The following is a 22,110-nucleotide window of genomic DNA, read 5'->3' on the forward strand; positions in this document are numbered from 1 at the left end:
TCCAAATAAGCAAATAACGAAAAACAAATTATTAACCATAATTTTACATTGCGTTTTTATTAGAACATATAAGTATGTGAACAAACACTCTAAAAGGATATGACATGAAAGTTTCCATACTTAGTACAACTTCAATGCTACTGATGAGCTGCGCAGTTAGCGCAGCTGGACAACATTACCCACTTCCTAGTATTTCGTTTAGTCAAGCACAAATCGAATCGCTGCCCCTTACCAGTATTACAGTCGTCGAACCATCGCAGTTCTTGTTTAGTAACCAGTTACAGCAAGAAGATTGGCCATCGGTAATAGCAAGTACTGCACCACACCTTGAAGAAAAGTTAGATGTCATTTTACATTACGCGGGGTACTCAAGCATCAACCCTAAGTTATTGCTTGCCCTGATGGAGCAATATAGCCAAGTCATTTCGTCACCAACGAAAGCGGCTTTGCAAAAACCCTTTAACAACTTGTCTTCTAAACTAGGCTTTGACGAGCAAGTGATGGATATCGCATTACGCCTGAGTGCACTTTATTATGCACACCGGCAATTTGTAGAACAAAATAACCAAGCTCAGTTAAAGACTAAAGACAGCGCTTCTGTCGCACTCACCAGCCTTACCGGACGTCCAGTGCATGAAACGGCAACCCTTTACCAAGCGTTGTTTAACAAACAATCTCTGCTCCTCAACACTGATGTCCCCTACAGCCAAAACATTGAACCACAGGCTGATTTTTATCTAAGTTTTCCATGGCCTTCAGGGTATGCATGGTATAGCGGTGGCGCACATTCAAACACTGGATCTGGCTATCCATATTCCTCACTAGACTTTAACAATGGTTCTGGTGGCTGGGGCAGCAACACTCCTTGGGTTCAAGCTGCACATGGTGGCACTGTTACACGATTCTCGGCCTGCAATATCCGCGTTACACACGCCAGTGGGTATGCAACTCAATACTATCATATGGAAGATCTTCGTTATCGTTCAGGTGATGTTATCGCTGCTGGAGCATGGCTAGGAAGATACGCTGACGACAAGAGCACAGCATTGTGTCAAGGCGGCCAGTCAACAGGCCCTCATTTACATTTCTCACTGTTATACAATGGCAGCTTTATCTCATTGCATAACTGGTATATCAGTGGTTACCGGGTAGATGTTGGCAGCTACAATTATGACGACAACTGCAACCGCTTTTACTTCATGAAAAATGGCTACCGCACCTGTGCGTGGCGAGCACTTTATAAATAATTACGATTAAATCTGGGTAGCCTAGGTCTCAATCAGGATTCAGGCTACCCAACATCCAGTTAACAAAACCATAAAAATTAGAAAATAAAGCTTAAAGTTTATGTGAATTAAATGTATCTTTTATGGATACATAAAAAATAATACATATATCAATATGAGCACAAGAAACTTGCAACACAACCAACACCAACTCTATCAACAAAGCATATTCATGTTGACCCATCCAACCGTTGATACTTCCTGTCCTGAGTTTTCGCTATTACTAAGGGTATTAGAAACGGTGAGCCAGCAGGTAAAAGTCGATGATAAACTTCCCTGTGATACACAAAGAAGTGCGTTTAGTCTTTTTTTAGTTGATGTCAGTTTACGAGATTGTAATGAGTTACTAAGTGCTGAAATACTGCACTTAGCACAAAAACATAGGGTGCTGCTATTTAACGCAAGACCTGAAAAAGTAAATGAAAAAACCGCACTGCTTGGCAACGTCAAAGGGCTTATTTACGTCGATACACCACCAGAAACACTATTTAAAGCTGTACGTACAGTGCTCAACAATGAACTGTGGTTCTGTCGAAGTGCGATTTCGGAGGCGTTTAGTGAGTTAATCACTTTACTTCCTAAGCCTTGTGTTATGTCCGATCCAAATTTACAAGATGAACGTTTGAATTCACTCACTACCAGAGAAAAATCCGTCATTCGCTTACTGGCCACTGGTGCCCGGAATGAAGATATTGCAGACTCATTAAACATTAGCGCGCATACGGTTAAAACCCATATATACAGTGCTTTTAAGAAGACAAATTCTCGCAACCGAATAGAGTTAGCTAATTGGGCTCAACAGCATATTCCACTGACATCCGCAAGGTGAGCTTACCCTCACCTAATCGCCAGCAGAGTTTAGGCCGGAGACCAGAGCCCTTTTCCTATCCCCTGCTTAATTAGCTCCGTCAATGCCTTTTCTATCGCCTGAGTGACACAAATATGCATAGGTTCGTTGTCACTAAAACCCGCTTCAGCTTCGGCTAACCGCTTGTAACTAACATATCTGAAAAAACCAGCACGAACTTCCATCGACAAGACTTTCTTGGTCGTCGCGACAGAAAGTAACACTTGGCCTGTACGCACGTCGACTGCTCGCATGTAAATGGAGATAGTGTCTTCTCGATACAGTTCAGAAGCGCCAATGCCAAAGTACTCCATTCCCAACCCACCGGTACGCGTATTAGAGTCATAACTGATTATTCCTCCCTCTAGAATGACTTTCGCGGTCATCAATGGAGGTAACTCTGGAATATTTTGTTTATCGTCGTTTGCGGCTCGTACAATTTTTCGCTCAGTAAGTAAGTTTTGTAGCCCCTCACGTTCAACCGCTACAAACCAGTCGGTTTCATGAAGTGCTTGCATCAATATAGAATTAGCGCCTTGCGTCACAGCGGTTGAAAACGAGCTGACGTTTTCTTTGGGTTTGTATTGTCCGGTTTGATCTCTAAACGAATACACGGCAACTGGAATTCGCCCTTTAGGTTCGGGCAAAGATTTTAGTTCTTGATAGGTTTCAGTCGTTTCCAGCACGCTTGGTAAGCTTTGTTCTGGTGGTAAAGTTCTCGACAAAGTTCCACAACCTGACAGTAACAAAAGCCAAGCAAAAAGTAAAAATACCCTCATGGCTGAAATCTCGGTACTTCAAGGATCGTTTCTTCACCATTAACGGTATTAGTAATTCTGACGGTGATGCTTTCTGATGAGCTAGTGATAATTTCAATTTGGTAATCACCACTCATAAAAATTGAATCTTGATTAAATACGCTGTCGTTTACATCATCACCAAACGCGATATCAGTTATTTCTCTCACCATACGATTTAAGTACGTACGTTCAAGAGATTCTTGGAAACGCTCACCGTAGGTTTTTTCAATGATGGGGGCCTTATGCTTGTTTTGAGATTGTGCTTTATTCAATAGCATATTGGCATTCAACGGGTTACCACCAAATGCAGGATTAATTGGTTGATAAACGAGTTCACTCGCATAACCAAAAGTACTTAAAAACACAAAGCCAATACAGCTCGATATTATTTTTGTTGTCATGATTACCACCCACTAGCTGCTAAATCAGGCGAACCTTGCTGAAACTGCAGCTTCGCCATTGCATCCATAATTGCAAATAGAGACGTCTCTACTCGCTCGTCAATTGAATCATTTCTCCTTCCCATCGCCGTGGCATATACCACTTCGTTGTTCATTAACACTTCTAATTTAGTACCTGCACGCGGCAATACGGTTTCTTTAATCGTGACATTAACACCCGAGGTGTTTGGCACATCGCGCCAAAGCTGTGAAAACTGGAAATAAAATTGATGCCCAAAACGGCTAATGCTTTGATCAATGACAAGACCACCTATTTCAACATCACTTGCAGGTGCCTTAACGCAGAATGTTAGAAGTAAGAACCATAAACTCAGAACACGATACATAGAATATGGGGGCCAAGCCCCCACTCCACGATTACTGCTGAACGATAGTTGCAACGTTGTTGTCACCCGTTTGAGTAATTGAGATATTTTGGCCGCTGCCGTTTAATCCCCCCTCAACAAGGTTGCCGTTACCAAATTGATTGATAGACAACACATTGTCATCACCCATGATTATGAATGCACCGCTGTCGATACCTGCAACAAAGTTATTATTTCCTTGTTGAAGAACTTCAATCGCATTGCCGCTGCCTTCTAACATCAAGTCAATCGCGTTTAACTCACCATTTTGTGCAATATCCACTTGGTTGTTTGCGCTTTCAACTACAGAACTCATAGTTACCGCAACACCATTGAAAGTACCTTCTTGCACTATGGCAACATCATTATTGTCACTGGATAAGCTGTTATCTGGGTAAGAAGACTGTACGATAAGCTGGTTTAGATCGCCGCTTTGTACGACATCGATGTTGTTATCACTACCGTTAAAGTTAGCTAAATGCGCTGAGTTTTCATTGCCCAATTGCACTGCGGTGAAATCATTTCCGTCACCAACAACTCCCAAGTAGGACTCATTTCCATTGCCGTTTTGATACGCTAGAAACTCATTTCCGTTACCAACAACATCAGCCGCTATTTGGTTTTCATCGCCATTTTGGATGATTTCAACTTCATTGTCTTCACCAGAGAATAAACTTGAAGCGAATTTGTTGCTGTCACCAAATTGTTCAATGTCGATGCTGTTCTCATCACCGGTTAACTCTTCAACTTCGACAATGTTTAAATCGCCAATTTGCTCTGACTCGATTTCATTATCGTTACCTTGTAATTGGCTTACAGTGAATTGGTTATAGAAACCATCTTGACTTATCTCAATTTGGTTTGCGTCACCTTGAACAGTCTCAAGCGTTGTTTCGTTCCAACTGCCCTGCTGTGTTACGCTGACTTGGTTGGCATCGCCTTGCATATCATTGTTATAAAACCAGTGGCCGCCAGAACCTTGCGTTACAGAGATATCGTTACCATTGCCTGAAACAACGTTAATTGCTTCATTATTAATACCGAGCACACCTGTTCCACTTTGAGTTACAGATACGTTATTCTCATCACCAGTTAACTCTGTCAAAGCACCATTGGCTTCGCCATCTTGCTCATAGCTTTGCGTATTACCATTGCCAGTAGTCGTGATCAATGCAACGTTGCCTGCGCCATTTTGAGCCACAGCCGTGTCATTGTTGTCACCGACCGTTGTTATGTCGGTAAGGTTTGATTCACCTGTCTGAGTGGTAGCTAGGCTGTTACCACCTGCAGCTGAGGTTTGTGAAAGTTTAAGTTCATTTGTTTGACCCGCTACACGCTCAATTTGTGCTAAAGCAGAGGTAGAAACTGCTTTATCATCAGCTGAAGCCTTTTGACTATCTTCAGCAAAAGCAGAAACTGAGTGGGTAAGTGCAAGGACTATCGCACAACTTATAATTGACTTTGAAAACTTCACACGGTTCTCCTTAAATATTCGTTTGATAATTTATTAGTTAAGGACGCTGCTAATAATGACCTTTACATAGGTTGTTGCCGGACCTATACGCAAATGTCAGCGACCTTAGATGAACTTCCGTTTTCTCCCCAAAAATTGGGTGAGATCCTTTGTGCCAGTTACCAGAAATTTACATTCAAGAAGCTCAAGTAGAGTTTTTACTTGGTAATAAGTAAATAAAACTTTATTTGTACCTCTATCTTCCTTAACTCTATGATGGGAACACCAATAGATAAATAAGAAATTAACATGAAATAAAAAACCAATAAATATCAACAGGATAACAACAAAACAAAACTCAAAAACAAAAACAACAAACACAACTACAAAAAAAGCATGAATAAAATTCCAACACACCCAATTGAAAATGGTACAAAAAAAGTACCAACAAGCTAGATAAAAAATTCCTCCTCAACACAAAAAAGTGTGAAATTTAATTTTAACCATCCATTTACATTGCAAGAATATGAAACTGAAACTAGGTTGTATTCGTTGCCACTCAAAATTTGTTGCCACTTACCAGATACTCCATGCTGTTTCAGCGCAAAAGCGTACAACAGTAAAGGCTTAACTCTTTTGAATGGATTTTATGATGAAAACAAAACTTTCCGCTTTAACATTAGCGTTACTACCAGCTTTATCATTAACAGCACATGCAGCAGTACAAATCAAAACTACATCAGCAGCTGCTGAAGACAGTGTCATGGTTGTCTTTAAAGAAAACACGTCAGCCGCAATGCGTGCACATGCCAGAAACCTTGTAAAAGCACGGATCTCTGACCTGAATGCGGATGAAAAAGACGATAAATATCGCAATATTCTTGAAGGTCGCCTAGCAAACTTCAAACTTCAAGGGATCAGCGCCAAGGTTGCGATAGAGAAGCTAGCCAAACACCCTGCCATTGCTTATGTTGAGCCGGATTATCAAGTTTCGGCGTTAGGTATTCCTGACGATAGTCGTTTCGATGAACTCTGGGGCCTTCACAACACCGGTCAAACAGGCGGTACAGAAGATGCCGATATCGATGCAGTAGAAGCTTGGGATATCACTACCGGTTCACGTGACGTCATTGTCGGTGTTATCGATACAGGTGTTGACTACAACCACCCCGATCTTGCAGCAAACGCTTGGAGAAACCCTGGCGAAATCGCCGGTGACGGTATAGATAATGATAACAATGGCTATGTGGATGACGTTTATGGGATCAACGCCATTACTGGTACTGGCGACCCAATGGATGATCAGGGTCACGGTTCTCACGTTTCAGGTACCATCGGTGCCGCAGCCAACAACGCGACGGGTGTAGCTGGTGTTAACCATGAAGTTTCTATCGTAGGTTGTAAGTTCTTAAGCGCTTCAGGTAGCGGTACCACTTCAGATGCAATTGAGTGTATTGACTACATGGTTGCTCTGAAAAATGCTGGCCACAATATCAGAGTGACAAACAATAGCTGGGGCGGCGGTGGTTACAGCCAAGCGCTGGCGGATGCCATCACAGCAAGTGAAAATGCGGATATCTTATTTGTTGCTGCAGCTGGTAATGGGGCTGTAGATAACGATCAAAATCCACATTATCCTTCTAGTTATGAACATGAAAGCGTATTTTCCATTGCCAGTACAACTCATACCGACGCCATGTCTTCATTCTCGCAATGGGGTCTGACTTCAGTTGATTTAGGCGCTCCGGGTAGTGCGATTCTATCAACGGTTCCTGGTGGCGGTTACAGCAGCTACTCAGGTACTTCAATGGCAACGCCCCATGTTGCTGGCGCTGCTGCACTCGTGCTTTCAGTCAACCCTTCATTGAGTGCTGTTGAGCTTAAAAACTTACTCATGGAAAGCGGCGATGCCAACGCAGCACTAGATGGCAAAACAGTATCAGGCAAACGTTTGAACGTGTATCAAGCAGTATTGGATGCGGATCCTGAGCCAGGCTTTAAAGTCTCAGTTGCACCTTCTAATCAAGAAATTGTCGCAGGTGAAACGGCTCGTTATGAGTTCACTTTCTCATCGATTGCAGATTGGCAAGGTACAATCGACTTAAGATTAGCGACCCCAATTGCTGATGCAACTCTATCGCAAACAACTGCAACGATTGGCGATACAGTCACGCTTGAAGTACCAACGACCGCAGATACGCGCTGGGGTGACTATAGCTTCACAGTTGATGCAATGTCTGGTGAGTTAAGCCAGCAAAAATCAGTTGCGCTAAGCGTGTTACCACAAGGCTTACACGACTTTAGCTACGAAAATAACACTGCGGTAGATATCCCTGATAACGATGCTGCAGGTATTCGCTCTGTCATCACAGTGGCTGACGAAGTAACTGTATTTGACACTAATACATTAGTTGATATCACTCACACCTACATTGGTGACTTAATTGTGACACTAACCTCTCCTGCTGGTACGGTTGCAACATTACATGACCGCCAAGGTGGTTCTGATGACAACATCAGCAAAACCTTTAACTCCACTGCATTTAATGGTGAGGTAGCGACGGGTGATTGGACACTTTGGGTATCTGATAATGCTGGTGTTGATACTGGTACACTCAATAGCTGGACACTAAATTTAACCGGTCTTGGTGAAGTATCTCCACAACCTCCGGTTTCTGAGTTCAGTTATGATGCAAATGGCTTATCTGTTCAATTTTCTGACTTAAGTCGTGACCCGAACGACGATATCGTCAGCTGGGCATGGGACTTTGGTGACGGCAGTATCAGCACTGAAGCAAGCCCACTGCATATTTTTGCGGAGTCAGGTACGTATACCGTATCGCTAACCGTGACAGACAGTGAAGGCAACAGCCACACTAGTAGCCAAAGCGTTCTGCTAAGTTCTGACTCTATTGAACTTTCTGTTGTTCGTGGTAACAAAACTCGTACTGGCTTTACACGCGTAGAGCTTGCTTGGGAAGGTAGTAGCGCTGAATTTGTGACGGTTTACCGTGACGGCGCAGTGCTTGATACAATCAGTAATACCGGTAAGTTCCGTGATTTTGATTATGATCCAGCAGCAACAAGTTACACTTACAAAATCTGTCAAGAAGGCGACATTTGTTCTAACGAAGTTACTGTTAGCTTTGACTAATACCAAGTCACATTAATATCTGAGCAACGAATTAAGAGAATTGGTATAACTTTAATTAACCGCAAAGCCCCGCAAGGGGCTTTTTTCAGGTTAACTACAAATCGCCACCAATCGCTTCTTTAGCAAATAAGTTTTTTATTGGTCCCATTTTATCAACCATACTCAACCCCGCTCCTCTGAAAAGCTTTTTCAACGGGTTTGCCCCTTCAAACAAGACTTTTAATCCTTGCATCATGGCAATGTGCTTTTGTGCATCTGCTTTGCGGCTTCTTTCATACAGACGCAATATTTTGTGATTAGCAAAATCATCGGTGCTAGAGGCTAGCAGTTGGATCAAATAGGCTGCATCCTTCAAACCTAAGTTCATGCCTAAACCAGCTAACGGATGAATAGTATGTGCGGCATCTCCAATTAACACCGTTCGGCCATTGAGCCACTGCTTGGCATAGCGCATGGTAAGCGGAAACACCTGACGTTCACCGACAACTTGCGTCACACCACACTGCATATCTATCGCAGCACTAAGAGCCTTATTAAACTCACTCTCTGGCATATTTTTCAGTTGTTCAGCATGCTGCGGAGCAGTGGACCAAACGATTGAATGATGATGAGGATCGGGTAACGGTAAAAATGCCAGCGGCCCATCAGGTAAAAAAACTTGCCGTGCAGTACTTTCATGTGGGCGCTGCGTTTTTACTGTCGCCACCAGCGCATGGTGATCATAATCCCAATAAGTTATCGGCATATTGAATTGTTGACGAATGGCTGAACGCGCCCCATCTGCTGCCACCAGCAACTTAGCCATAATTGGCTCACCGCTTTCGAGTGTTAGCAAAACATCTGAGTCGGTTTGATGTAGGGTTTGATAACGCGTGTTACTCATCAACGTCACCATACTGTGCTGACTCAAGGATGACCATAGAGCATAACGGATCGCGTCATTTTCAATAATATGACCCAGTTGCGGCAGGTCCAATTCGTTACTGTCAAAGGCAATGCGACCAAAGCTGTCTTTGTCTCTAACATCCATTTTGTTGTAAGGGGTGGCACGTTGCGCAACGATCGCAGACCAAACGCCAAGTTGCTCAAACAACGCTTGACTCGTTGCACTTATCGCACTGACACGTGCGCCATAGTGTTCAGCAACAGGTTGCGGCACATCACCACTATCCAAAACCAACACCGAAATATCTTGTTGTGCTAAGCCCAGTGCCAAAGACAGGCCTACGCAACCCCCACCAACTATACATACTTGTACTTGCTGCATGATAACTCCTTAACGGCTAAAACCCATTAACTGTCTGGCTAAAGGTGCTTTTGCTCGCTTTGACAATGCCATGGTTAACAGCCCAAGGCTACGACCAAGCGCGAGGGTTCTAGAAGCGTTTGAAAATAATCTAACGAGTGCATCGGTCAGTGTCATCACTGTATTAATATCCTGCGCTCGCGCCAATTGATAAGCACGCGTAAATTGAAAGTCTCCCCACTGTGTAGCAGGTTGCTGCTGACACAATTGGGCGAGGCACTGAATGTCTCGTAAGCCTAAATTAAAACCTTGCCCTGCTATGGGATGAATGGCATGTGCGGCATTACCGATCACCACTGCTCGGTGGTGCACTAATTGCTCACAACGGCCAAGAAGTAGAGGATAACTGGAACGCTTTCCAACTTGCACAAAACGCCCTGCCCGATAACCGAATTCCGATTGCAAGGCTTGTAAAAATGCCGCTTCTTCGAGCTGTTCATAATCCGGCAGTTTGTGATTAGGCATACACCAAACCAAAGAGTACCGATTGCCACTCATCGGGAGCAAAGCCATAGGCCCAGTTTGGGTAAAGCGTTCAAATGCATGGCCTTGGTGGGGCTGCTCAATCTCAACATTGGCTATCAAAGCCCCTTGCTCATAAGCGATAGATTCAAAGCCTAAGTTTAATTTCTTGCGAGTCGGTGATTGTGCTCCATCTGCGACCACCAACAGATTGGCACATATCGAGTTTCCATCATCAAATCGCAGTTCTATATGTGTTTGGAATTGCTTAAGTTCAGCAACTTTTGCAGGACAAAATAACGAGATAGCTTGAGCTGCCAGTTGTTGGTGTAAAAATGCACCGTATGGATTAACCTCGACAACGTATCCTAATGCATCAACCTGATAATCTTCAGGCTTGATCCAAGCTTTACCAAAATGTCCTCGATCTGACACATTGACTTGCTTAATAGCTTCGGCGAAAGGCCAATCAACGTTAAACAGACCTTGCTGGTTCAGGTATTGTACTGACTGTTGTGCTAACGCAATGCTGCGATCATCAAAGCTTGGGTGATGATCGCTTTTGGGTTGAAACGCTTCCACAACCGCTACCGTACATGTAGGGTTTGCTTTTTTTATCGCGATGGCAGCACTGGCTCCAGCCATGCCGCCCCCAACGACAACGACATCAAATTGTTGCACCTAAATTTCTCACTTGTTACTCATCAAGGCTTCAATTTCTGCGATGGTTTTTGGCACGCTTTCGGTCAAGTTTTCAAAACCAGACTCGGTGATCAATAAATCATCTTCTATACGCACGCCAATCCCTTTGTATTGTTCAGGTACAGCAGCATCTTCGTCAAAATAAAGTCCAGGCTCAATCGTCAATACCATCCCCGGCGCGAATGGTCGGTCTGCCTCGTCTAGCTTATATTCACCAACATCATGCACATCTAGGCCCAACCAATGGCCAAGGCCGTGCATGTAAAACGCTTTACAAGCTTGGGCTTCAAGCAATTCCTCTAGTTCTCCTGCCAATATTCCCAAGTTAATCAAACCTTGCGTCAATACTCGCATTGCAGCTTGATTCGCCTGCTGCAACGTACCACCTGGTTTTACTTCCGCAAATGCGGCGTGTTGAGCTTCGAGAACCAAGTTATAGATTGCCTTTTGTGGTTCACTAAATTTACCGTTGACCGGAAATGTACGCGTGATATCGGCTGCATAACCTTCCAGTTCGCAACCCGAATCAATTAATACTAAATCACCGGCTTTAAGCTCATCGCTATTTTCGGTGTAGTGTAAAATTGTGGCATTGATACCACTACCGACAATTGTGCCATAAGCTGGATGACGAGCCCCATTCATGGCGTAATGATGATGCAGCTCTGCTTCAAGTTGATATTCAGTGGCTCCAGGCTTAGCAAACTGCATAGCGCGAATGTGAGCTTCGGCACTGATTTTACCTGCTAATCTCATGACTGCTATTTCATCGGCCGACTTAAATAAGCGCATTTCATGGATCAACAGGCGCACATCTTTAATAATTTCCGGTGCGCGATAGCCTTTTTTCGGAGCGCCACGCAAGGTACTGAGCAACTGCCATACCTTGTCATCAAAACTTGCATACGTTCCTTGACCGTAATACAACACCTTATGACCATTTACCAAAATGGCAAGTTGATGATCAAGCTCAGAAAGAGGATAAGTATCGTCTATCTGCAACTGTGTTTTGGCTTGCTCATGCCCGAGTCGACGACCATGCCATACTTCAGCAAGCTTATCTTTGTTACGACAGAACAGTGTTGTGGTGCCATTACCAGCAGCATCTTTGTTCAATACCAATACCGCATCTGGTTCATTAAACCCACTTAGGTAGAAAAAATCACTGTCTTGACGAAAAGGAAACTCGGTGTCTCTACTGCGTGTTAACTCAACAGCCGCGGGGATGATAGCGACTGAATTATTATCCATTTGCGCCAGTAGACGGGCGCGTCTTGTTACGAATTCAGTATTTTTTATCATAATTAGTGTATTGTTTTTGAGGTAGTGGTTAGTTGGCTTTCTTTGCCCATTTCCGCAAAACATAGCAGTGCAGACACGCGAGTGTATTCAATAACTTCATGTAATGCTTGTTGATCGTCTTCGGTCTCATCAAAACGGGTATCTAATTTGGTGATTTCGCTGAAGTCATTGATCACTTCTTTTACGTCAGCTGACAAGGTCCCGTAATCTTTACGCTTAAGCCCAAAACCAAGTAGAAATCCTGCAATCCAACTTATTAACGCTTCTGCTTGATCTTGTAATGACTCATCTTCTCGCGGTAAATAAAGCTCGAATTGGAACTCACCATCATTGAAGCGAGTAGAGACTTGTTTGTACAGTTCAACACAAAATTCTCTGATTGAACTATCAAACTTTTGACCTTCATTAAATACGTCAGACAACAGTCCAAGATATTCTGATTCTTCAATATTTAGGCCACAGGCTAGTAGGCCAGAAATAGTACCGTGTACTTCTGCAGGAGAAATATACAGCTCGTGCTGTTCAAGTAGCAACTGTGCTTGCTGATAATCTTTGAATTCGCTCATGATAATGTCCTAAGCAGTAGATAATCCAATGCTACCACTGCCACCCCAGCAACTCCAACGAATTGTATGATTCAGCTCAATAGTCCACGACTTTCAATCTGGTACGTGAATCACTAACACTAAAAAGTTGGTTAAAATCCGTTATTACTTATTCAGCTTGACTGGTAACTATACAAAGCGCGCAAAAAGGCAACTAACGGTACAGAAAAGTCCAGCTTATGGTTTCGTGATGGATAGATGTTTTATATACTGTAGGTGTTCCCTAGCTCGTTGGACAGCTGATTAAGTCCCTGAGCCGATAAACTTCTTTTAGGATTGCAGTTTGCTTACTACTGAGCATGCTCGGCAAGTACCGAGAAGCCTACGGTAGGCTGTTGCTCTCCGCCTTGAACCTCAGGGTTCAAGGGCTGACATCGGTATCCGCGAAGCTGGGGAACACCTTTATCAGCCAACTTTCCTTTGTTATCAGCTATACAGACTTTGCGGTACTTTTAGCACGTTAATATGTACAGTGACTTCTTCTCTATCGTGATACAAATGCTTAGCCTGTATTTCGTAATCAACGCTGTATTTTTGTAGCTCTTCGTGGATCAAGGCCAAACATTCATACACGCTATCAAAACGTTTTTTCATCGGTAACTTCAGATTAAAGATCAACTCTTTGGCGTAAGCATTAACTATCCAATCAACCATCAAATCCGCTACGCGATTTGGTTTTTCTACCATGTCACAAACAAGCCAAGTGATATTGCGCTTTTCTGGGCGATATTTAAAACCATCTTCACGAAAATGTTTGACCTGACCGGATTCCATTAAATCATCATTCATCGGCCCATTATCCACTGCCGATACGAACATACCTCGGCGTACTAGCTGATAAGTCCAACCTCCAGGGCAAGCTCCTAAATCCACCGCTCGCATACCTGATTGAACACGCACTTCTTGTTGATCTTTTGGAATAAAAACATGAAATGCTTCATCCAATTTTAATGTTGAACGACTAGGTGCATCTGATGGCATTTTTAATCGGGGGATCCCCATAAAAAATGGCGAGTTGTTGTCACTAAATGAGTACCCCACGTACGCCGTATTATTGGCGAGAAACAGTACGTGCAATACCGGCTTTGTGGGTTTATGTTCACGAGTTAGCTTGTTTTGCTTTTCTAAGGCTTTTGATAATGGGGTTGAAAACTTTTTGCAAAATTTAGAGAGCTCTTTTCCTTCATTGGTATCGGGTGTTTCCACTCTTAAATCACCACACAAGGGAAAATCAACAACGGCTTCTTTTATCACACTTACTCTGTCTTCGATGGGCATATTAATTAATTGACGACCAACGAACCACTGTCTTGCAAAAACTAGCTTTTTAAAGTCAATTTTCTTCATCAAAACTTCTGCATCGCTAGGTGTGAAGCACTCAAATGTCACAAAAGCGGTGCTTGGTTTCGCTTTTACGTACCCTGCGATACCGTATTTGGCGGCATAGTGATTAATTTCGGCAGCAGCGTCAGACTCAAAACCACTACGACAATAGATAACAATACTAGACATGATGTACTCAGTAAGACTTGATTAAAAAGAAGATTTACAGGCTTGGAAAACAACGAGTGACCAAGCCAACAAAAAACAAATACCACCGACGGGCGTAATAGCACCTAACCATTTCGTGCCAGTAATGGCGAGTAAGTATAAACTGCCGCTAAACAATATCACTCCAGCGATAAACAACCCGCCTGCAGCTTGTACTTTCAGACCCCATTTAAGCATAAATGCGACCGCAATAATGGCTAAACCATGGGTCATTTGATATTGCGCTGCGGTATTAAATATCCCTATTGCATAGTCGCTTAATCGCCCTTTAAGCCATGTGCAGCAAACGCCCCAAAAGCCACAGACAATAAACAAAACAAACTCCCTACGGCTAAATACAGCTTTGCCATTACACCAATCCTCGTATAAATGCTGCCGCCATTTTAGCCGCAAAGCCACGACTTTCTGTTTCGCTGATCCCGCTTACTTTACGTGGTTTTAACGAGTGGTCACCGTCGCGCGACCACTTGACTTCGACTTGAGATGGCAGTTCCATAGCATCCACTTCGGTGCGATTGCCAAACGTGTCACGCTCTCCTTGTAAAATTAACAAAGGACAAGATAACTTTGTAAAATGATCAGTTCTTAGCTTTTCGGGTTTACCCGGTGGATGGAAAGGATAACCAAAAACCAATACACCTTTGAGTGCAAGCTCGCTTTCACAAGCAAGCATCGAAGCCATTCGGCCTCCCATTGATTTTCCACCGATAAACAAAGGTAGTTCAGTGTTGCTGTTTGACAGAACGTGATTGAAATACTCTAACAGTTTTGGCGCTCTATCTGGTGGACGCTTTTTTCCTTGTACCTTGGCAAGCTGCATATACTCAAAATCAAATAGACCTACACTAATGCCTTCTAAAGCCAATAACTGAGCCATTTGTTGCATAAAATCACTGTCACGACCAGCGCCCGCACCATGAGCAAAAATAAGTTGTGCAATTGGGTTCTCGGCATGATGCCATTGAATATCTACTGTGCTCATAAACTATTTTGCTCTTGTTCGTGTTCAACCATATCTAGCATCCACTCTTTGAAGGAGACGATTTTACCGAGCTCCGATTGCGCTTCTCTAAAGACTAAGTAATAGGCGTTTTTACTTTCAAGATGATGACTAAACGGAATAACCAAACGTCCAGCATCTATGTCGGGTTTCGCTAACACACTATTGCCCAATGCAACTCCCTGACCGTGGATCGCAGCTTGTAACACCATAGAGGAATGGCTAAAAATAGGCCCTGCATCTGCTGATACATTTCTTACTCCGGCTGTTTTCATCCATGCCTTCCAAGCACGTCGGGTCGTATCATGAAGCAATGTGTGTTGCGCCAAATCATTCGGTTGGTTTAACGGTTTTGGACCGGTAAGTAAAAAAGGGCTACATAGAGGAACTAAATACTCAGTATGTAGTTTATGCATCTGCACGCTGTTCCAATTTCCTCTGCCATAGTAAATCGCCACGTCCACATCATCAGTCAGAGAATTATCATCTTGGTCTTGAGCTTTGATCCGCACATCGATTTCCGGATGGCGTTCATTAAACTTACTCAACCGGGGAACAAGCCACTGAATAGCAAAACTCGGGGTCAGGCTCACCGTTAAAGAGCCTTTCGCCCCTCTGGCTAAAAGCTTTTCCGTCGCATCCACTAGCTGCGTAAAGATATCTTTAATATCGAGGTAATAGCCTTGTCCTTCTTCGGTTAGTAACAAGGCTCTATTTTTTCTTAAAAACAGCTTTAAACCTAAATGCTCTTCTAATATCTTGATTTGGTGGCTAACTGCCGCTTGCGTAACATAAAGTTCTTCCGCAGCTTTGGTAAAACTCAAGTGCCTAGCTGCTGCTTCAAACGCTTTTAGTGCATTAAGAGGTGGGAATCTACGCGACATGTATACACGCCTTTAAAAAGCTCGCACAACACGAGCTTTGGTAATTACAAATCAGCAGCACTGGTGTCAAGTGGAGCAAAACTCTTAACAAGATCGTCGACAGCTTTCATTTGACTGAGATAGCCTTCAAGCTTGCCCAGTGGTAATGCACATGGCCCGTCACATTTGGCTTCATTAGGGTTTGGATGTGCTTCAATAAATAACCCCGCGATGCCCAGTGCCATACCGCTTCTTGCTAATTCTGCAGCTTGCGCACGACGCCCGTCAGCTGAATCGCTACGCCCACCTGGACGTTGCAGTGCATGCGTCGCGTCAAAAATTACCGGCGCCATACGCTTCATGTCATCCATGCCTAACATGTCTACGATTAAATTGTTATAACCAAAACAACTTCCTCGCTCACACAAAATAACTTTATCATTACCCGCCTCACCTAATTTGGTAATAATATGGCGCATTTCATGAGGTGCTAAAAATTGAGGCTTTTTGACATTAATAACCGCCCCTGTTTTCGCCATTGCAACAACTAAATCAGTCTGTCTAGCTAAGAAAGCCGGAAGCTGAATAACATCGGCAACTTCAGCAACAGGCTGAGCCTGATATGGTTCATGCACATCGGTAATAACAGGCACATTGAAAGTGTTTTTGATTTCTTCAAAAATTTTCAATCCTTCATCCATACCCGGCCCGCGATACGAGTTGATAGATGAACGATTAGCCTTGTCAAAAGAAGCTTTAAATACGTATGGGATACCGAGCTTATTGGTGACTTCCACATAATGCTCAGCAATAGACATGGCGAGATCTCTTGATTCGAGTACGTTCATACCGCCAAATAATACAAACGGTTTATCATTTGCAACTTCGATCCCAGAGATATTGATGATATCAGTATTCATTTATCTTCCTAATTATTTACTTTCCAAGACTACTTAGAGGTATCAAAGTGCAAAGACTTCGCTCCTTGGCCTTGATACAAAGAAAATGTGTTACGAGCTCAGCCATAATGAACTACGATGACCAGCTCGTTTATCGTAAACCGTAATACCGGAATAACTCTTAATGCAGTATGTTGTTGTAATCTGCTAGTTCTTTGATTTGATGCTGAATAATCTCAATCGTTGGATCATCTGGGCACTCATCAATGAAGTATTGCAAATCATCTTTTGCCATCTTAGGACAATTCAGTTGATTAAGCAGGTAGCCACGGTCTCTACGTTCGTACGGATCATCACCCAGAATATCAATCAGCAGTTCAACACAGCTCAGCGCATGACCAAATTTTTCGGCCGCAATAAACGACCATTTCTGCTGCGATAAATAGAGTTTCACTGATTCTTCGTTGAAGATAAGTTCCATGGGTTCTTGCTCTTTTTCCTCATCATTTTCGGGTATTACATACCAGCTTTGAAAGCCCGAGTGAGGTTCAACAACGTAACCTTCGTATTCGCTACAGGAGACATGGATCATCACTTCGCCTTGATTAAGTGCAAGACTTGCATTAAGACCAGCCCGCTCAAGTAAGTGAGTTAAAATGAGAGATAGCGCCGTATTAGTACCACTGCGCATTGCCAGCACATAGCACACGCTATTTAATTTGTATTCGGGTACATTTTGCTCAGTGCCACTGAACAGCCATTGCGTGTAAAATGCATCAAGAATGTCATTAAGACGCTTGTGTGGGTCTTTTTGTTCGCGGCTTATTTTATCTACTTCGAGTTCTAACTCAGCCAGTAGACAGAGAGTATGATTGATATCCGCTTGCGCGTCCCAACTTTGCTCCGCCTTAATACAACGGATCAGAGGTGGATACGCATATACATCTGTACAGCCATCATGAGACTTGCCTTGCTCATCTAACCAGATATCACTCATAGCTTCCAATATTTCTCTTTGTTTATTCAACCTAGAACGACTAGTTTACCATTTTTTGCTGTATTCCCAAGAGGGCGTTTGCAATTGATAACAACACAGTCGCAATATACAAACCCAGCCATCCCTGTCTATCTAAAGTTTCGACTTAAACTTCAAGTAGCTACAGTAAAAACGCGACTTTGTTTTGAACCAGATAGCTGATCGCCATCAATGTTGCCGTCGCTGCTAACAACGCTGCGACTTTTGCCATTTTAGCGGCAGATTTTGCTATCACAAACCCCAAGCCGATATAGACAATCACAAGCAGTATTTTTTCCATTAGCCAAGGTTGAGCGGTCGGGTTTAAACCAGCAACCACAGCAAGCCAAATTGCAGAAACAAGCAATAGAGTATCGACACTGTGGCTGGCAATAAAGACACCTTTGTTAGCAGCTAGCTTACCTGAAGCCAAACGAGATAGTGCCCGAGTATAAAAAAGCACAATGCTCAGCACCACAAATAACATATGCGTATGCTTTAACGCCATATAGTCCATAACCAATCCTTAATCGGGGTAACGAGATAAAATTTCTTCTAATTCTTCTATATGCGTAATGAAAACGTCAACCAACTTGGGATCAAAATGTTTACCCTTTTGAGCTGTGATCTCCGCAACTACTTTTTCCTTATCCCAAGCTTCTTTGTAACAACGCTGATGGCGCAACGCATCATACACATCCGCGAGTGCAACGATACGACCATAAATGTGAATATCTTCACCTTTTTTGCCTTCTGGATAACCCGTACCATCCCACTTTTCATGATGTTCTTTGGCAATAATCGCGCCTGCATTCACAATGTCTCGCTTGGAGTCTTTTAGCAAAGCGTAGCCCTTATCAGTGTGGGTCTTCATCACTTGCCATTCATCAGCATCAAGTTTCGAGGGCTTATTTAAAATTGCATCGGGAATACCGACTTTTCCAACATCATGTAATGGTGAAGCCATTCTCACTAGCTCAGCTTCATGTTCGGATAAGCCATAGCCTCTGGCTAGCGCATAACAAAGCATGGCTACTCGTTTGACATGATTACCAGTGTCTGTCGAATGCAGCTCTAACGCTTCACTCAAACGGATGACCAACTCTTGCTGAGTATCTTCTATTTCTGCTTGCAGCTGCACATTTTCATACGCAATTTGCATATTTTGCGCAAAAATATCAATCAAGTGGCGCTGTGTTTCAGTTAAAAATTCAGGAATACCTGAAACAAACAGCATAGAAGCATGGTTGTAATCACTAGAGCAGTAAGCAAACAGATAATTGTCTTTGTAAACAATATCCTTGTCTTTTAGTGCTCGTTGACAGGCTTCCATCTGCTCTTTACTTAACACCTCTGAAATAGGCTTGCCTTCGCTACTTTCAAACTCGCCCCGGCCAGCAAAAACCACTAATTGATCTTCCGCCCTATTGCTTTCTTTTCCTGCAGCCAGTGAAGTGGCGTACATCGCTTCATCTACCGTACCAAGTAATGAAGTTAACTGCTGTAGTACACCTTCGATAAAACTTTCAATAGAGTGCGTTGCAAAAATATCACGAGAGGCTTTGATGATTTTTTCTAACCCTTGGCGCGACTGCTCAATTGCCAAAATATCTCGATAAGAACGCAAGCTAGACATCACCACGGTAAATAACTTTTGCGCCGTCAGCTCGGTTTTCGACTTATAGTCGTTGATATCGTAATTCACGATAACTTGACGCTCTGGCGCTTGGCCCGGTTGTCCTGTTCTTAAAATAATGCGAATGTGATTATTTTTAGCTGTCTCTCTGATATATTTTGCAACTTGCAAACCGGCATCGTCGGTCTCCATCACAACATCAAGAAGCACAACAGCAGCGTCTGGATGTGCTTCAATCAGTTTTTTCGCTTCTTCACCTGAATATGCACTAAGAAATTCTAACCGTTTGTTTTGAAACTCGAAGTCACTCAGCGCCAACTTGGTTACGGCATGGACCTCTGGTTCATCATCAACAATCACAATCTTCCAAGTACCGCTTTTCTCAGGCACGGTTACTTCAGCTGGTTCATCTGAAAACAAAAAATCATCCATCTTACGGATCCTATAGAAGCGCTAAAACAAAGGGATTTTAAGTATTTTTATGACGTCTTTGATGAAAACTGCGCCATGGTCACTCTATCACACCCTGCCATATCTCTAACTGTAAGTATATTGTTATACGCCATTTGTGCAAAAAACTGTTGGATTTTCGATGCTTGCTGATATCCATGTTCTAGCATCATATAGCCGTCTACGTGTAAAAACTGTCGCCCATAAGTGATGATATGATAAATATCTGCATAACCGTTATCAGGTGCTACCAACGCACTGAGCGGCTCAAAGCGCACATCACCTTGCGATAAATGATGATCTAGCTCATCAATATACGGTGGATTACTGACGATAAGGTCAAATTTTTGATTGTTAATCGCACTAAACCAATTACTGTGTTCAACCGTTACATTATTAAATCCTAAACGCTGCTGATTAGCCTTCGCCAGTGCCACCGCATCTTTCGAAGCATCGACAGCGATGATCTGCCAGTTTGGCTTTTCGCTTGCCAATGCCAGTGCTATGGCACCAGTCCCCGTGCCTAAGTCTAGTACTCTAGCGTCATCGGGCAATCCAAGTGAAAGTGCTTGCTCTACTAATGTTTCTGTATCTGGTCTTGGGATTAAGGTGCTGTTATTTATTTGTAGCGGTAGACTCCAAAATTCACGAGTTCCTGTTATATGTGCCACCGGTTCGCCATGCTCGCGGCGTAAAACAAGGGCTTTAAACTGTGCTTGCTGTTCAGGGGTCAACTCAGCTTCAGGCCAAGTAAAAAGATAGGTTCTGTTTTTGTTGATAACATGCAGTAAGAGCACTTCTGCATCAAGTTTGGCTGACTCTGAGCTATCAACCAACTGAGAGGTTGCCCAAGCGATTGCTTGGGCAATGGATAATAATGACATTACTCGTCTTCACTCATCGCAGCGAGTAAGTCAGCTTGGTATTCAATCACAAGTGGATCAATCACTGCGCCTAGTTCACCTGCCATCACTTCGTTTAAGCGATATAGAGTCAGGTTAATTCGGTGATCGGTAATACGCCCCTGCGGATAGTTATAGGTACGAATACGTTCGGAGCGGTCACCACTGCCCACCAAGTTTCGACGCTCCGAGGCTTCTGCTGCCGCACGCTTTTCATCTTCAGCTTGTTGTAAGCGTGCACCAAGTACAGATAAGGCTTTGGCTTTATTTTTATGCTGCGAGCGCTCATCCTGACATTCAACCACAACGCCTGTTGGAAGGTGCGTAATACGAATTGCGGAGTCGGTTTTGTTCACGTGCTGACCACCCGCACCAGAGGCTCTAAAGGTGTCGATTTTTAGATCGGCAGGATTAATGGCTACCGCTTCTGCTTCTGGGATCTCTGCCATCACAGCGACAGTACATGCAGAAGTATGAACACGCCCTTGCGATTCAGTCTCTGGTACTCGTTGCACGCGATGCGCACCTGACTCAAATTTCAGCTTCCCGTAGACACCGTCACCGCTTATGTTAGCGATAACTTCTTTATAGCCACCGTGCTCACCTTCGTTGGCACTAACGACTTCCACACGCCATTTCTGAGTTTCAGCATAGCGACTGTACATGCGGAACAAGTCACCTGCGAAAATTGCTGCTTCGTCCCCTCCGGTTCCTGCTCTTACTTCCAGAAACACGTTGTTGTTGTCTTTAGGATCTTTTGGCAACATCAACACTTGCAAATCATCTTCTAGTGCCGTGATTGTCGCCTTCGCTTCTTTATATTCTTCCTGCGCCATTTCACGCATATCAGGATCTGAGTCTTTCAACATTTCCTCTGCGGTGGCTACATCTTCTTGTGCTTGTTGATACGCAGTGAATGCCTTTACCACATCTTCAAGTTCAGAAAACTCTTTGGACAACGCACGAAAGCGATTCTGATCACCTATAACTTCTGGGTCGCTCAGCATGGCTTGCACTTCTTCATAGCGCTCAACCAAAGTTTCTAACTTACGATAAACCGACTCTTTCATCT

The 22,110-nt window shown here is 43.4% G+C and carries 20 protein-coding genes, 1 other RNA gene and 1 pseudogene; 4 read left to right on the forward strand and 18 right to left on the reverse strand.

What is annotated here, in order from left to right; genetic code table 11:
• Positions 1-104 precede the first annotated feature (104 nt).
• Positions 105-1,247, forward strand: a complete 1,143-nt coding sequence (locus ACSLBF_RS13315) for a M23 family metallopeptidase (protein ID WP_440053856.1) — start codon at positions 105-107, stop codon at positions 1,245-1,247.
• Between the two features lie 154 nt (positions 1,248-1,401).
• On the forward strand, positions 1,402-2,115 hold the full coding sequence (locus ACSLBF_RS13320) for a response regulator transcription factor (protein ID WP_440053857.1): 714 nt from the start codon (positions 1,402-1,404) through the stop codon (positions 2,113-2,115).
• 29 nt (positions 2,116-2,144) lie between these two features.
• Here the strand turns inward: ACSLBF_RS13320 and ACSLBF_RS13325 are convergent, their stop codons facing one another.
• From ACSLBF_RS13325 to ACSLBF_RS13340, 4 genes are read right to left on the reverse strand one after another with little or no spacing between them, the layout of a single operon-like run.
• Positions 2,145-2,912 (reverse strand): CsgG/HfaB family protein, encoded by a 768-nt coding sequence (locus ACSLBF_RS13325; RefSeq protein WP_440053858.1) that lies wholly within the window; start codon positions 2,910-2,912, stop codon positions 2,145-2,147.
• The gene (locus ACSLBF_RS13330) at positions 2,909-3,334 is read right to left on the reverse strand and encodes a curli assembly protein CsgF (protein ID WP_440053859.1); all 426 of its coding nucleotides are present in this window, start codon (positions 3,332-3,334) and stop codon (positions 2,909-2,911) included. The genes ACSLBF_RS13325 and ACSLBF_RS13330 overlap by 4 nt, the downstream gene beginning before the upstream one ends.
• Before the next feature lie 2 nt (positions 3,335-3,336).
• Positions 3,337-3,720 (reverse strand): CsgE family curli-type amyloid fiber assembly protein, encoded by a 384-nt coding sequence (locus tag ACSLBF_RS13335; RefSeq protein ID WP_440053860.1) that lies wholly within the window; start codon positions 3,718-3,720, stop codon positions 3,337-3,339.
• Between the two features lie 31 nt (positions 3,721-3,751).
• Positions 3,752-5,212, reverse strand: coding sequence for a curlin (locus tag ACSLBF_RS13340; RefSeq protein ID WP_440053861.1), 1,461 nt, complete (start codon positions 5,210-5,212; stop codon positions 3,752-3,754).
• A gap of 631 nt (positions 5,213-5,843) precedes the next feature.
• Here ACSLBF_RS13340 and ACSLBF_RS13345 point away from each other — a divergent pair.
• Positions 5,844-8,345 (forward strand): S8 family serine peptidase, encoded by a 2,502-nt coding sequence (locus ACSLBF_RS13345; protein ID WP_440056239.1) that lies wholly within the window; start codon positions 5,844-5,846, stop codon positions 8,343-8,345.
• A gap of 94 nt (positions 8,346-8,439) precedes the next feature.
• Here ACSLBF_RS13345 and ACSLBF_RS13350 read toward each other — a convergent pair whose 3' ends face one another.
• The 4 genes from ACSLBF_RS13350 to ACSLBF_RS13365 are packed head-to-tail and all read right to left on the reverse strand — an operon-like array spanning position 8,440 to position 12,683.
• On the reverse strand, positions 8,440-9,612 hold the full coding sequence (locus tag ACSLBF_RS13350; protein ID WP_440053862.1) for an FAD-dependent oxidoreductase: 1,173 nt from the start codon (positions 9,610-9,612) through the stop codon (positions 8,440-8,442).
• A 9-nt stretch (positions 9,613-9,621) separates the two neighbouring features.
• A complete protein-coding gene (gene ubiH / locus ACSLBF_RS13355; protein WP_440053863.1) occupies positions 9,622-10,794 on the reverse strand; it encodes a 2-octaprenyl-6-methoxyphenyl hydroxylase in 1,173 nt (390 codons plus the stop codon).
• 9 nt (positions 10,795-10,803) lie between these two features.
• Entirely contained in the window at positions 10,804-12,117 is a 1,314-nt protein-coding gene (pepP, locus tag ACSLBF_RS13360) for a Xaa-Pro aminopeptidase (protein WP_440053864.1), read from the reverse strand.
• A 2-nt stretch (positions 12,118-12,119) separates the two neighbouring features.
• Positions 12,120-12,683: a UPF0149 family protein gene (locus ACSLBF_RS13365; protein ID WP_440053865.1), complete on the reverse strand. Its 564-nt coding sequence runs from the start codon at positions 12,681-12,683 to the stop codon at positions 12,120-12,122.
• A gap of 256 nt (positions 12,684-12,939) precedes the next feature.
• Between ACSLBF_RS13365 and ssrS the strand changes: the two genes are divergently transcribed.
• A non-coding RNA gene (gene ssrS / locus ACSLBF_RS13370) (6S RNA) lies at positions 12,940-13,122 on the forward strand.
• 26 nt (positions 13,123-13,148) lie between these two features.
• On the opposite strand, the gene rlmM is transcribed toward ssrS, so the two are convergent.
• From rlmM to prfA, 10 genes and pseudogenes are all read right to left on the reverse strand, one after another.
• Positions 13,149-14,234 (reverse strand): 23S rRNA (cytidine(2498)-2'-O)-methyltransferase RlmM, encoded by a 1,086-nt coding sequence (rlmM, locus tag ACSLBF_RS13375; RefSeq protein WP_440053866.1) that lies wholly within the window; start codon positions 14,232-14,234, stop codon positions 13,149-13,151.
• A gap of 21 nt (positions 14,235-14,255) precedes the next feature.
• Positions 14,256-14,623, reverse strand: a pseudogene (locus ACSLBF_RS13380) (DUF423 domain-containing protein).
• The gene (locus tag ACSLBF_RS13385) at positions 14,623-15,255 is read right to left on the reverse strand and encodes an alpha/beta family hydrolase (RefSeq protein ID WP_440053867.1); all 633 of its coding nucleotides are present in this window, start codon (positions 15,253-15,255) and stop codon (positions 14,623-14,625) included. The pseudogene ACSLBF_RS13380 and the gene ACSLBF_RS13385 overlap by 1 nt, the downstream one beginning before the upstream one ends.
• The gene (locus ACSLBF_RS13390; protein ID WP_440053868.1) at positions 15,252-16,157 is read right to left on the reverse strand and encodes a transcriptional regulator GcvA; all 906 of its coding nucleotides are present in this window, start codon (positions 16,155-16,157) and stop codon (positions 15,252-15,254) included. The genes ACSLBF_RS13385 and ACSLBF_RS13390 overlap by 4 nt, the downstream gene beginning before the upstream one ends.
• A gap of 44 nt (positions 16,158-16,201) precedes the next feature.
• Entirely contained in the window at positions 16,202-17,056 is an 855-nt protein-coding gene (gene kdsA, locus ACSLBF_RS13395; protein ID WP_440053869.1) for a 3-deoxy-8-phosphooctulonate synthase, read from the reverse strand.
• Between the two features lie 160 nt (positions 17,057-17,216).
• Complete coding sequence (locus tag ACSLBF_RS13400) at positions 17,217-18,032, reverse strand: tetratricopeptide repeat protein (RefSeq protein ID WP_440053870.1); 816 nt, start codon at positions 18,030-18,032, stop codon at positions 17,217-17,219.
• 160 nt (positions 18,033-18,192) lie between these two features.
• Complete coding sequence (locus ACSLBF_RS13405) at positions 18,193-18,567, reverse strand: SirB2 family protein (protein WP_440053871.1); 375 nt, start codon at positions 18,565-18,567, stop codon at positions 18,193-18,195.
• A gap of 9 nt (positions 18,568-18,576) precedes the next feature.
• Positions 18,577-20,118 (reverse strand): DUF3369 domain-containing protein, encoded by a 1,542-nt coding sequence (locus ACSLBF_RS13410; RefSeq protein ID WP_440053872.1) that lies wholly within the window; start codon positions 20,116-20,118, stop codon positions 18,577-18,579.
• 47 nt (positions 20,119-20,165) lie between these two features.
• Complete coding sequence (prmC, locus tag ACSLBF_RS13415) at positions 20,166-21,020, reverse strand: peptide chain release factor N(5)-glutamine methyltransferase (protein ID WP_440053873.1); 855 nt, start codon at positions 21,018-21,020, stop codon at positions 20,166-20,168.
• Positions 21,020-22,108 (reverse strand): peptide chain release factor 1, encoded by a 1,089-nt coding sequence (gene prfA / locus ACSLBF_RS13420; RefSeq protein WP_440053874.1) that lies wholly within the window; start codon positions 22,106-22,108, stop codon positions 21,020-21,022. The genes prmC and prfA overlap by 1 nt, the downstream gene beginning before the upstream one ends.
• Positions 22,109-22,110: the final 2 nt, after the last annotated feature.

Source organism: Pseudoalteromonas sp. T1lg65 (assembly GCF_051930985.1).
Taxonomy (GTDB): Bacteria; Pseudomonadota; Gammaproteobacteria; order Enterobacterales; family Alteromonadaceae; genus Pseudoalteromonas.